Annotated in this window: 12 protein-coding genes; 7 read left to right on the top strand and 5 right to left on the bottom strand. The window is 37.1% G+C overall.

Annotated features, from left to right (window positions below; all coding sequences use genetic code 11):
• Positions 1–82 precede the first annotated feature (82 nt).
• The 7 genes from NST91_RS21950 to NST91_RS21920 all read left to right on the top strand — a co-directional run bounded on the left by NST91_RS21950 (position 83) and on the right by NST91_RS21920 (position 7,400).
• The gene (locus NST91_RS21950) at positions 83–1,510 is read left to right on the top strand and encodes an alanine/glycine:cation symporter family protein (protein ID WP_341332840.1); all 1,428 of its coding nucleotides are present in this window, start codon (positions 83–85) and stop codon (positions 1,508–1,510) included.
• Between the two features lie 194 nt (positions 1,511–1,704).
• Positions 1,705–3,126 (top strand): Na+/H+ antiporter NhaC, encoded by a 1,422-nt coding sequence (gene nhaC, locus NST91_RS21945; RefSeq protein ID WP_341332839.1) that lies wholly within the window; start codon positions 1,705–1,707, stop codon positions 3,124–3,126.
• Positions 3,126–3,992, top strand: coding sequence for an MBL fold metallo-hydrolase (locus tag NST91_RS21940; RefSeq protein WP_341332838.1), 867 nt, complete (start codon positions 3,126–3,128; stop codon positions 3,990–3,992). Before nhaC ends, NST91_RS21940 begins: the two co-directional genes overlap by 1 nt.
• 43 nt (positions 3,993–4,035) lie before the next feature.
• Positions 4,036–5,367 (top strand): poly-beta-1,6-N-acetyl-D-glucosamine synthase, encoded by a 1,332-nt coding sequence (gene pgaC / locus NST91_RS21935; RefSeq protein ID WP_341332837.1) that lies wholly within the window; start codon positions 4,036–4,038, stop codon positions 5,365–5,367.
• Positions 5,331–5,777 carry a hypothetical protein gene (locus tag NST91_RS21930; protein WP_121447749.1) on the top strand — a complete coding sequence of 149 codons (447 nt, stop codon included), beginning with the start codon at positions 5,331–5,333 and terminating at the stop codon, positions 5,775–5,777. Before pgaC ends, NST91_RS21930 begins: the two co-directional genes overlap by 37 nt.
• Positions 5,778–5,781: 4 nt before the next feature.
• On the top strand, positions 5,782–6,630 hold the full coding sequence (locus NST91_RS21925) for a polysaccharide deacetylase family protein (RefSeq protein WP_341332836.1): 849 nt from the start codon (positions 5,782–5,784) through the stop codon (positions 6,628–6,630).
• A 272-nt stretch (positions 6,631–6,902) separates the two neighbouring features.
• Entirely contained in the window at positions 6,903–7,400 is a 498-nt protein-coding gene (locus NST91_RS21920) for a hypothetical protein (RefSeq protein ID WP_341332835.1), read from the top strand.
• Positions 7,401–7,498: 98 nt separating this feature from the next.
• Here the strand turns inward: NST91_RS21920 and NST91_RS21915 are convergent, their stop codons facing one another.
• From NST91_RS21915 to NST91_RS21895, 5 genes are all read right to left on the bottom strand, one after another.
• The gene (locus tag NST91_RS21915) at positions 7,499–8,272 is read right to left on the bottom strand and encodes a hypothetical protein (protein WP_341332834.1); all 774 of its coding nucleotides are present in this window, start codon (positions 8,270–8,272) and stop codon (positions 7,499–7,501) included.
• A 2-nt stretch (positions 8,273–8,274) separates the two neighbouring features.
• Positions 8,275–9,141: an ATP-binding cassette domain-containing protein gene (locus tag NST91_RS21910; RefSeq protein ID WP_341332833.1), complete on the bottom strand. Its 867-nt coding sequence runs from the start codon at positions 9,139–9,141 to the stop codon at positions 8,275–8,277.
• Entirely contained in the window at positions 9,138–9,515 is a 378-nt protein-coding gene (locus NST91_RS21905) for a GntR family transcriptional regulator (RefSeq protein ID WP_121447754.1), read from the bottom strand. Before NST91_RS21905 ends, NST91_RS21910 begins: the two co-directional genes overlap by 4 nt.
• Before the next feature lie 284 nt (positions 9,516–9,799).
• Positions 9,800–11,248, bottom strand: a complete 1,449-nt coding sequence (locus tag NST91_RS21900; RefSeq protein WP_341332832.1) for an SLC13 family permease — start codon at positions 11,246–11,248, stop codon at positions 9,800–9,802.
• Position 11,249: 1 nt separating this feature from the next.
• Entirely contained in the window at positions 11,250–12,431 is a 1,182-nt protein-coding gene (locus tag NST91_RS21895; RefSeq protein WP_341332831.1) for a glycerate kinase family protein, read from the bottom strand.
• Between the last annotated feature and the right edge of the window lie 2 nt (positions 12,432–12,433).

Genomic DNA, 12,433 nt, shown 5'->3' with positions numbered 1-12,433 from the left:
GGGACTATGGACATGTCCCTCTGTCCCAAAAAATGTATAAGGAATAGAAGGATTTGTAACTATAAGTGTAGGAGGGGAATCTATGGATTGGTTTGGTAGTACTTTAGGTGAAATCAATACCTTTTTGTATTCGTATTTGTTAATCATATTGTTGGTTGGAGTTGGTCTTTTTTTTACATTTAAGACAAGCTTTATTCAATTCCGATTAATCTCTGATATGTTTAAAGTTATTACGGAAAGTACTCCAAGAGATGAATCAGGGAAAAAAGGGATCTCTTCTTTTCAGGCTTTTACAATTTCTGCTGCATCCCGGATTGGGACTGGAAATATAGCCGGGGTTGCGACGGCAATTGCCCTTGGAGGACCTGGTGCAATTTTTTGGATGTGGATGATTGCACTAATTGGTGGTGCAACTTCACTAGTTGAAAGTACACTAGCACAAGTATATAAAATTAAAGATCACGAAACTGGGTTGTTTCGTGGTGGTCCCGCCTATTATATGGAAAAAGGATTAAATAAAAGGTGGATGGGGATCATTTTTGCCGTAGTTATTACATTTACATATGGCTTTGTGTTTAATGCGGTACAAGCAAATACGATATCCATTGCTTTTGAAGAAAGTTTCGGTGCTAATCGTGTTGTCGTTGGGATCATAATTGCTGTTATAACAGGTATTATCGTCTTTGGTGGATTAAAGCGTGTTGTGAGTGTCACTCAAATTATTGTTCCGGTTATGGCAGTTCTTTATATTATTATCGCACTCCTGGTTGTAATTCAAAATTTTACTGAGCTCCCCGGTGTGTTAGCGTTGATCATTAAGTCTGCATTTGGATTGGAAGAAGCCTTTGCTGGTTTGTTAGGGGCAGCAATCATGAACGGGATAAAACGTGGTTTATTCTCAAATGAAGCGGGAATGGGTTCTGCCCCGAATGCAGCGGCAACGGCATCTGTTACTCATCCAGTCAAACAGGGTTTAATTCAAACGCTAGGGGTTTTTATTGATACATTATTAGTTTGTACTGCAACAGCTGCCATCGTATTACTAAGCGATGCGTATCTTCAATCTGACGCTGCTTCAGTTAACTTGACTCAAGTTTCTTTAGCCGAGAATTTAGGTGATTGGGCTGGAATCTTCTTAGCAGTAGCTGTATTTCTGTTTGCCTTCAGTTCAATAATTGGTAATTATTACTACGGTGAAACAAATATTGAATTTATTAATGAATCGAAAATTGGCTTAGGCATATTTCGTCTATTTGTTGTCGTCTTTGTCATGTTTGGTTCCATTGCAAAAGTACAAATTGTTTGGGATTTAGCCGATCTCTTTATGGCCATTATGGCAATCATTAACCTTATTGCAATCCTGCTGCTATGGAAGGTAGTAAAAGGCGTTATTCATGATTATGTAGTCCAACAAAGACAAGGCAAGGATCCAGTATTCTACAAGAAAAACGTACCAAATATGGGTGATGTTGAATGTTGGGGAGAAGATGAAAAAGGCCGTGGGTATTAATAGTGAAAACGAATTCCGTTAAATGGAATTCGTTTTTTTGTGCATATGTTTACTAAGGATATTGACTAATGAATGAAAATAAATTATGATTATCGCAGTAAAAAGCATAAAAGCATGAAAGCTTTAAAGCACTAAAGTATATGTTGAATCTTATAAACTATAAAAATCGATTTTTAGAACTGGTGGGGGAAAAGGTGAAATCAAATCTTACAATTTGGAAAGCAATCATTCCATTATTAGGATTAATCATTGCTGCAGCTTGCTCTATTTTTATCTGGAATGCAGGAATGAATTTTCCGTTAATAGTTGGGGTGATTTTGGCATCCATCATAGCAATCAGCTGTGGATGGAGTTGGAATGATATTCAACAAATGATGGTAAATGGAGTAACAAGGTCTTTACCAGCTGTATTTATATTAATGGTAATCGGGACGATTATTGGATCTTGGATTGCGAGTGGAGTTATTCCAACAATGATTTATTATGGTGTTTCGATTTTAGATCCGTCATGGTTTGTTCCGTTCGTTGCGCTAATAACAGGTATTGTTTCGATTACTCTAGGAACATCCTTTACTTCTATCGCAACTGTAGGACTAGCTTTCATGGCGATTGGAGAAGGATTGGGATTCTCATCGGCTCTCGTTGCAGGGGCTGTTCTTTCAGGTGCCTATTTAGGGGATAAACTTTCACCTTTATCAGATACGACCAATATTGCTGCAGCTCTAGTAGATACGGATTTATTTAGTCATATTAAACACATGCTTTGGGACACGATTCCTGCATTTGTAGTATCCCTTCTGTTATTTTGGATGTTTGGCAGTTTTGAGATTGCTAATAACACAAGTATCGGTAATGGAACGATTGAAGTCATTATGTCTGGATTAGACGAAGCATTCGTCATTCACCCATTGTTATTATTACTACCGATATTAACGATCCTTTTAATGCTAAAACGTACTCCTGCATTACCAGCATTAATGGGTGTCGGCTTGTTAGGGGCCGTTATAGCTGTTGTAGTGCAAGGAATCTCGGTAAGTTCAATTGTTCAATTTATGACAAGTGGCTTTAAGATTGAAACGGGAATAGGTGAAATTGATTCACTGTTAAATCGAGGTGGACTTGCTTCGATGCTTGGAACCGTTGGAATGCTAATGATTGCTACTGCACTTGGTGGTATTCTAGAAGAAACGGGAACATTTGAAATACTAACAGGTAAGATGATGAGGAAGGTAAAAACAACTGGAGCACTCATTGGATCTACTCTTTTATCAACCTTTGTTGTTGCATTAGCAAGTGGAGCTCAGTTTTTGGCAATTATCTTACCTGCAAGAACTTTCGTTCAAAAGTATAAAGATATGAATATTGATACGAAAAACCTTTCTAGAACAGTGGAGTCAATGGGGACGGTAGGAATTAACCTCATCCCATGGAGTGTTCCAGCCGTGTTTGCAACGAGCATTTTAGGTGTCAGTGCATGGGAGTTTATCCCTTATGCTTTCTTTATCTATCTTGTTCCATTAGTAAATCTGTTGTTTGGTTTCACCGGATGGACTATTGCTAGAAAGGATTACAGCCAAGAAAGAGAACCTGCTCAAGTAGAAAGGGAAGTTGTATAGTGAGTGAAGTTATTTTAAGTGTGGTTGGGACTGCGCAAGATGGCGGTTTACCACAAGCGAATTGTTTTTGTGAAAATTGTAAAAGGGCAATGGAAGATCCAAAGTATAAAAGAACAGCGGCATCACTAGCGATCATTTTACCAAATGAGGATAAATGGCATTTAATTGAGGCTACCCCTGATTTCCGAGAGCAAATGGCGCGATTACAAATGAGATATGGATTAGAATCCAAATTGATGAGCAGTATTTTTCTAACGCATGCCCATATCGGCCATTATCCAGGTTTGATGTTTTTAGGGAAAGAAGCGATTAATTCCCGACAATTACCCGTAATGGCAGGGACAAAAATGAAAAGATTACTTGAAAATGATGCTCCTTGGAGCCAGCTTACGGCACTTGAGAACATTGTTGTCCAAGAAATCAAGGATAGACAACCTGTGAATGTTTCTTCGGAAGTAACAGTTACTCCGGTAACCGTTCCTCATCGAAATGAGTTTTCTGAGACGTTTGCTTATTGGATCAAGGGCCCAAATAAAAAGGTTTTATTTATTCCAGATATTGATCGTTGGGAAGAATGGAATATTGATATTCGAGAAGCAGTGAAAGAGGCGGACATTTGTTTCCTTGATGGCACATTTCATTCGCCACAGGATTTAGCGAATATTGGGCGTGATTATCGACAGGTTCCCCATCCACTAATGACTGAGACAATGGAGTTGCTACAGGATTTAGTAGGAGAAACCGAAATATATTTTACACATCTTAATCATTCAAACCCTGTATTGCACAGAGACGGAGCATTAAGGAAAGAAATCGAAGCAACAGGTTTCAATATTGCAGATGAAGAAACGGAATTTAGAATATGAATTGTGGGACGCGATTATCGCCTCCCACTTTTTTATTTGGAGGATGAAAACATGGGAAAGTAGACCGTCCCATTATAAATGTATTCGGAATTACATAGACTACTGTTACTTATCTTTATTTTTACGAAACAGGGTTGATTATATGGAGAGTTTGGTAGCGTATCTTTCACAATTTATTTTTTGGTACCCTTTGATTATGTCCTTAATTTGGATAGCAGGTACTAGCCTCTTTTTTAGGTACAGGGAAAGAAAGAATAAGGTTGATTTTAACAAGGTTGAGTGGCCCTTTGTTAGTATTTTAATCCCATGTTATAACGAGGAGGAAACGATTGAAGAAACAGTCAAACATCTAGTAAAAGTGAATTATCCGCATAAAGAAATCATTGTTGTGAATGATGGAAGTATTGATCGTACAGCTAATATTCTCCATACATTAGCCCCTCAATATCAAGAACTTCGAGTCATTGATTGTAAGGAAAATAGAGGGAAAGCCAATGCCTTACATATTGCCTTACATGCATCTAAAGCAGAATATTTAATTTGTATTGATTCAGATGCCATTTTGGACCTTGATGCCCCATACTATTTGATTTACCAATTTTTTAATCGTGGTGAGAGATTAGGTGCTGTAACAGGTAACCCTAGGATACGCAATCGTGATACATTACTGAGCCGCCTACAAATTGTGGAATATGCGTCGATTATAGGTGCGATAAAAAGAACCCAGCGTACGTTGGGTAAAATTATGACAGTATCAGGTGTAGTAGTGGCATTTCGAAAGAAAGCTCTAATAAACGTTGGCCTATGGGACCGCGATATGATTACCGAAGATATTTCAGTATCTTGGAAGCTTCAAGAGAGGTTTTGGGATATCCGATATGAACCACGTGCGCTGTGCTGGATGCTGGTACCTGAAACGATTAGAGGGATATGGAAACAACGAATTCGGTGGGCTCAAGGTGGACAGGAAGTTATTCTTAGACATTGGAAAATAATGCTGAATTGGAAGCACCGAAGAATTTGGCCCATTTATATCGAGCAATGGGTAAGCTTACTTTGGTCTTATTCTTGGACTTTTGTGACTCTTTACTATTTCGCTACCGCTACGAGCATTAATGAGCTATTCATTTGGATCACCTTTTCTTCATTTTCGCTAATCTTTTTAAGCTTAATTCAATTGTTGATTTCTATTAAGGTGGATTCTCCATATGACCGAATTTTGAAGTACTATCTGTGGGCAGCTTGGTATCCGGTCATTTATTGGGTACTAAATGCAGTTATTGTGGTGTTTGCGTTCCCGAAAGCAATAAAGTCACGAATCAAAGGGGGGTATGCGACATGGACAAGCCCAGACAGAGGGAACAGAATGAATTAATTATTAAAACTAAACGTAATTGGGCTCATGAAGTGATTATTGGTTTTTTTTCACTTTTAATTTGGATATTTTGTCTATTTGTCATCTTCTTTTTTGTCAGCGCTATTCTTAACAATAATAATGAGTATTTAAATATTGTGAAGATGTTATTTAAAACAACAAATATTGAAATAAGGGAATTCATTTATACAGTATTTGCTATTTTTATCGCATGTTACTTAGGATTATGGTTTTGGAAGTACTACAATACAAAAAGGTTTAGTCATTTGGCAAGAAGAAAATATCCGCAACCAACGACTGAAGAAGAGGTTTTAGCACTTGGCTTAATTAGTAAAGAGGACTATGATTCCTTGCAAAATGCAAAAGACATTACATTGGAGAAAAATCCAATCCAGGATCTCGTTAGGTGATGAAATGAGTAAGAATATCTTGATTATCTTTATTTTCTTTGCTCTCGTTGGAGGAATTGTATATTTAATCTCGACTAAAGAATTTACCGATCCTGCAATGACGTTTCCAGAGGAGCTCGACAAAAATGGATGCTTAGGTTTAACGTATCATCGAGTTCGCGATGAGAACTTTTTTTATAAAATTTTTGGCTTGGCCACTCAGTCGGAAGAATTAACGAAATACAGTGTCTATACCAAGCAACTTGAAAATCAGATGAAACAATTAAAAGAGCAGGGTGCAACCTTTGTTACTCCGGATGAACTAAGAGAGGCAAAGCGAACAGGTACTTTTCCTGATAAATGTATCTGGATAACGTTCGATGATATTGATGTGTCAGTTTATAAGAATGCTTATCCGATTTTAAAGAAAAATAACATCCCATTTACTTTATTTATCATTGCAGGCCAGGTGGGAAAGGATTACTCGAATTTAGAAATGGCGTCATGGGGGCAACTTCAAACGATGATAAAAAGTGGGCTGGCAACTATTGGTTCCCATACCTTTGACATGCATTATTTTTCAGGTGATGTCCCAGTGTTTTTCCTTGAAGGAAACTACAGAGATTTTCAAGAAGACCTTCAACTTAGTAAAGAATTAATTGAAGATCATTTAAATATTGAGGTAAAAGATTTCGCCTATCCATTTGGAAATGGGAGAGCAGAACTTGTGAATCCAATTAAACAATCAGGTTACGAGACTGCATCAATTCTCGCACCACGCTCAATCACTTCCGAAAATGATAACTACTGGATGAACCGCATACTGGTCAATCAACCCGTCTTTGATGAAATCGTCCTACAATGGATCAAATAAGAGTGGGTCACAGGGACAGGTCCCTTGTCCCACCATATTAGGAAGCTAAAGCACACATTTACACTAAAAAAACGTTGAACTACTTATTGGTTTTACTACAATAAAGGGGGTATATAAATATTTAAATTAATAACGAAGTATTGAATTACTTTCATGCCTCGTGATAATATTGTTAAATCAGTTTGTAGAGATATTGGTCATCTAACTTGACCAAAAATATATGTCTAACGATACGTCTGCTATCTGAAATATTTATTTTGGAGATGACGGATATGCAAGAAGAAACAAGATTACCAAGAAACGGAAAAGAATTTTTATTGTTTTTAGCCATTATTTCAATACTTTCGGTAAACATTATCGGACCTCTTATTATGGGATTTAAATTTGGCTTCCGGAAAGAAGTTTATTTTGAAACATTAAAAGTACTTCCGTTTGTATGGATTTGTGTCATACTCTTGGTCACTCTTGTGGCAAATCCGATTGTTAGTAAATTAGTACCTAAGTTCATTGAACCCACAGATGGATTCAATGCCAGAGTTTTATTTACAATATTGTTTAGTGTAACCATTTTATCAATCTTACTAACAATAATCGGATCGTGGATAGGTATGAAGGAAATTAGCATGGAACCAATTCGAACATTCTTCTATGATTGGCCGCGTAACTTTTTCATCGCATTTTGGGTAGAATCATTAATTGCACAACCCATTGCCAGATTTGCAATGAAAAAATTACACCAAAATCAGGCTCAAAAAATGATAAACGCATGACAGGTTGGGACACGGTGACAGGTGCCGTGTCCCCATTATATTTTTACAATAGTTGAACAACTCTACATAAAAAAAGCCGATAAACAATATCGGCTTTCTTACATTTTAATGGCAACTTTCTTAGTTAATAGTCGAATAAACCAAATCGAAATTAGTATGATCAACAATATACCGATTAATGAGAAACTTATCGGCAGGATATCTAATTTAGTGTACCAACCAGGTATAGGTAAATCGAGAGAAATTCTAAGGAAAGTATCTTTTAACATTTTGAGATTTAATCCAATCAAAATAAAACCGATTCCGACTACAGTATCAAATCGGTAGAAACTTGAACTGATTAACCAACCAATCAAATAAATAACTAAAAGATTTAGACTTAGTACACTAATAGCCAAAAACAAATTGCTTTGAGGATCAACATAAGGTGAAATGATGATAGACTGGACTATATCTCCAATAACTGCACCGTCAACGTCCACTTCATTAATTGTTTGTCCTTTTAAAGTTATATCCAAAATATTTAATATCAATCGTTCCAGAACTGATACCAATAGGGTAATAATCGGTATAATGATTGATAGACCAATAGAAGCGAGAACTGTACCAATAAAATAATCTTTTCTAGTCACACCGTTTCCTACAAAATGGGGGAGAAAATAGATAGCAAGAATCCCGATTATCAGCATATAAATATTTCCTGCAACAAATATAGAACTAAAAAATCCCTCAGCCTCGTTTCCTTTTATACCTGCAAATATTAATTTAACAATATTCACGATTAACATAATTCCTAAAAAACCGCCAGTCCACATTAATTGGACAAAAAAGATGTCTTTTGCAACCCTTGGAAATACTGCTGTTGGTTTCATTCTTAATTTCCTCCTTGCGTTAAATGAACAAATAAATCATGAAGGGAGACGGGTGCTATTTCAAGTCCGGATTCGAAAGCTACTTCTTTTTCGTGATCTGTAAGTTCTCCATAAACTGTAACGGATTTTGTATTTCCTAGTTGTTGTATGTTAATCTGTCTCATACCCTTAACAAACTCATCGACCAACTCTACATTTCCAGTAATTGAGGCTCCCTTTGAAATAAGTGAATCGTAATCGTCTTGAAGTAGAATGCTACCCCTGTCTAATAAAAGAACTTCATCAAATAAATATTCCATTTCCGAAACAAGGTGAGTGGATAAGATAATGATCCGTGGATGTTTTTCCTGGTCCTGGATAAGCTCTTTGTAAAATATATCCCTCGAAGGGGCATCCATTCCTAGATATACTTCATCAAATATAGTGATGGGTGATCTACTTGCTAAACCAATAATGACATTTAAAGAAGATTGCATTCCCTTTGAAAACTGTTTAATCGGCTTCTTTTTATCGAGCATAAATCGATCTATTAGAAAATCTGCATAGTCTCTATCAAAATGTGGACGATATCTTTGTACGTCTTCCAGCATTGCTATAACATTATCTGACTCATCTTTATAATCTTTGTTATACAAAAATGCCACTTGTTGCATAACTTTGGCATTTTCAAATGGTATTTCCCCATTGATGGTAAGGGATCCTGAAGTTGGTTCACGGAATGATGCCAAAATGGAAAGAAGAGTGGTTTTTCCTGCACCATTTCTGCCTAGTAATCCATATATCTTTTCTCCGTTTAACTCAAAAGAAACATCTTTAAGAGCTAATTGGTTTCCGTATTTAATTTGAAGATTTTCCGCTTTAACCTTCATTCTATTTCACGCCCTTTTACATTTTTAATGAATTCAATGATTTCATTTTCAGTGATTCCTAACTTATAAGCCTCATGAACTAATTTGACTACATAATCATCAACGAAAGATTCCTTGCGTTTTTGGATTAGTTTTTCTTTTGCACCTTGGGCTACAAACATTCCAATTCCCCTTTTTTTAAAAAGAATCCCTTCCTCAACTAACTGATTTACTCCTTTTGATACAGTGACATGGTTGATTTTGTAAAAGTTAACTAACTGATTAGTTGAAGGTGCTTGCTCCCCTTCTTTTAGTTGGTCGTTAAGTATTTGATCTTCGATTTTTTCACGAACCTGCAAATAAATGGGTTTGTCTTGAACAAATGGTTTTTGCATAATAATCGCCTACTATTCGTAATATATAAGTTATATACATAAATGGTTATATAGTTATGTATATAACTATAATAGATGTATTGTTAAAAGTCAATATTGTTTGTGCGGAGTTTTCTAATTTTGAGTTAAATGTGGAGGGGCGATGAAGATTATTGTATTTTGGAGGAAACAATATTCGCTCAGCCCATTGCAAGATTTTCTGGGACACGGGGACAGGTCCCGTGTCCCACCATTTTTTTACAGACACTATGAATGAAAAAAGGGACAGTCAACCCCTGTCCCAACTACAATTGTAGTCCAGTCCATTGCCAGTAGGAGAAATAGAATGTCATCATGACAAGGATATAGACTGGCATTAATATTGCACTAATTTTTAATAGGTTTTTAGCGTCATATGAATTTCCTTCATCTTCATAAAAGAGAAGTAATGCTTTTGAACTGACGGGAAATGTCACACAGTAGTTCATCCCTATTAAACTTAAAAACACAACCGCTGAAGGGTTTACTCCAATTGTTTCACTAAATAATAATAATCCCGGGATAAACACGATGGCCCGTGTGGTATGTGAAGTAATATATAAATGGCTTGAAACTGTTGCGACTAAAATGACCAAAACAATTAACCACTCTGGAGCAACTGTAAACAAATGCAGAAAGCTCAGCATTTCCTTTTCCAGCCATTTCACGACACTTGTTTCAACCAACATCTTTCCTAGGGCAGCGGCTGCTGCAACAAATAAAATCAAATTCCACGATACTGACTTCATTCCTTGTTTCCAGTTAATGATTCCATAATTGGGCGTCATCACTAAGGTGGCACCTACCATCGTAATAAAAGCAATATCATAGCCATGTACACTTTCTGTCATCCATCCGATTATTAAAAAAATCATCAAGATCAAGGTCTTTTTTTCCGTTCTATTCATCTGTTTCTTCAATAAAGATGTTTCAACAGATTGAGTGTTTTTTAACACTCTTAATTCATCCCTTGGCCATAGGAGCCATTTCACAGTAAAGAACGAAAGGATTGTCATAACCAAAGCAAAGGGAAGCCCCCATAGGAACCATTGGATAAAGGAAATGGATTGATGAACGGTGGTTTCAAGTAATCCAATTCCGATTAAATGAGATCCAGCTCCAATTAGGGTGGCGGACGTGCTCATTAATATAATGATGGGAGCTAACAATGCAAACACACTTTGTTCTTTTTTCGTATATTCTTGGTTTAGCTGATTGATAATTGGCATAGATAATGCTGCCCGACCGGAAGTAGACGGTATAAAAAATGCGGATGCGAACAAAATGGAACTCACCCCAGCTAGAACTTTTCCTTTATCTTTCGATTTGCTCAACAGCATCAGGGTGACTCGATCTGCTAATCCAGATTCTTTGACTGCTTCACCTATAATAAAAGATCCGATCATTAACCATACTACTTTTTCAGAGAGTGATTCATATAATAAATTCGGTTCTCCGGCATTCATGAGAATGGTGAACACGATCAGTGAAATAGCAACAAAGCCAGCTGGGATTTTTGTAGTAACCCATAATGTCATTGCAGATAAAAAAGTAAATAAAGCAATCTTTGAGCGATAATCCAAACCATCGATAAAGACAATACCTGCCAAGAAGAGAACATGTAAAACAACGAGAGCAAACGGCTTTGAAATGGGCAGGACCGCAGATTTTAATGGTTGACTCTTTTCAATTTGTTTCTCCAATCCCGTAATCATGTTAAATAGACACTTTCTTTAACAGGTTTTTGTTTGCCATTCCCCAACCAATTGCGATTTTTCGTAATGCAGACTCCGTACTTTCCTCTATCCATTTCGGTGCTTTTTTCATGGCCAACTCCAAGGAAACAGGTCTTTTAATAATACTGCTATAAGCGTCTATACCTGCGTCATAGTTAAGTTTCGCTCCTTTTCCGATAGTTCCTGTAATAGCAATAACAGGTATATCATTTTTTTTCGCAATCCGCGCAACTTCGGCCGGGATTTTTCCGTTAGGAGTTTGAAAATCTAAACTCCCCTCAGCAGTAAAAACGATATCAGCATTTGAAATTGCTTCCTCAATATTAATAAAATTCATAATGATATCGAATCGTGGATGTAATGTTGCATTTGTAAATGCGAGTAATCCCGCACCCAAACCTCCAGATGCACCGCTACCTGGTAGTGAGCGAACATTCAATCCTGTTGCATCTTCAATGACAGTTGCATAATTTTCTAGCGCTGTTGATAAGACCTCAACCTGCTCTGAAGTAGCGCCTTTTTGGGGACCAAATATTCGTGCTACTCCTTTTTCTCCGCATAATACGTTCTTCCAGTTGCATGCTACATCGATGGTGACATACTTTAATCGACTATCTATATTCGTGGTTCTGAGTGAGTCGACTTCCAATAAATCCTCGCCTCCCATGATATGGACGAGTTGTTGCTCCTTATTTAAAAACTGAACCCCCAACGCCTGTGCCATCCCTGCACCTCCATCAGAAGTACCTGAATCTCCACAGCCAATTAAGATATGATCGACACCGAAATCAAGTGCAGCCATTATTAATTCTCCAACTCCATAGGTCGTAGTTCTTAACGGATTTCGTTGATTACGAGGCACTAGCTTCAACCCAGCTACGGCTGCCATTTCAATCACAGCGATACGTCTACCACTCTCTTCATAAAAGCCAAAATAACTACTGATTTTCTTCCCGACTGGTCCAGTTACCTTTTTATAAATTAAATCTCCACCTTTAATGCTAATAATAGTCTTTACAAATCCTTCCCCACCATCAACCATGGGGATTACTACAGGATCAATTGACGTATCAAAGCGCCTCACACCCCGTTCCATTGCCAAAGCAACTTCCTCTGCATCTAAACATTCCTTAAAACCCGAAGGCACAATAACAATCTTCATCT

It is taken from the genome of Ferdinandcohnia sp. FSL W7-1320 (assembly GCF_038050315.1).
Classification (GTDB): domain Bacteria; phylum Bacillota; class Bacilli; order Bacillales; family Bacillaceae_L; genus Ferdinandcohnia; species Ferdinandcohnia aciditolerans.
The sequence above is the reverse complement of the archived record's forward strand: the minus strand, read 5'-3'. Positions and strand labels throughout refer to the sequence as shown.

What these genes read in the sequence shown, in the direction of transcription:
- NST91_RS21910 (WP_341332833.1), bottom strand. Translation starts at nt 9,141, where the DNA reads ATGAAGGTTAAAGCGGAAAATCTTCAAATTAAATACGGAAACCAATTA.
- NST91_RS21900 (WP_341332832.1), bottom strand. Translation starts at nt 11,248, where the DNA reads ATGATTACGGGATTGGAGAAACAAATTGAAAAGAGTCAACCATTAAAA.
- NST91_RS21915 (WP_341332834.1), bottom strand. Translation starts at nt 8,272, where the DNA reads ATGAAACCAACAGCAGTATTTCCAAGGGTTGCAAAAGACATCTTTTTT.
- NST91_RS21895 (WP_341332831.1), bottom strand. Translation starts at nt 12,431, where the DNA reads ATGAAGATTGTTATTGTGCCTTCGGGTTTTAAGGAATGTTTAGATGCA.
- pgaC (WP_341332837.1), top strand. Translation starts at nt 4,036, where the DNA reads ATGAAAACATGGGAAAGTAGACCGTCCCATTATAAATGTATTCGGAAT.
- NST91_RS21920 (WP_341332835.1), top strand. Translation starts at nt 6,903, where the DNA reads ATGCAAGAAGAAACAAGATTACCAAGAAACGGAAAAGAATTTTTATTG.
- NST91_RS21925 (WP_341332836.1), top strand. Translation starts at nt 5,782, where the DNA reads ATGAGTAAGAATATCTTGATTATCTTTATTTTCTTTGCTCTCGTTGGA.
- NST91_RS21905 (WP_121447754.1), bottom strand. Translation starts at nt 9,515, where the DNA reads ATGCAAAAACCATTTGTTCAAGACAAACCCATTTATTTGCAGGTTCGT.
- NST91_RS21930 (WP_121447749.1), top strand. Translation starts at nt 5,331, where the DNA reads ATGGACAAGCCCAGACAGAGGGAACAGAATGAATTAATTATTAAAACT.
- NST91_RS21950 (WP_341332840.1), top strand. Translation starts at nt 83, where the DNA reads ATGGATTGGTTTGGTAGTACTTTAGGTGAAATCAATACCTTTTTGTAT.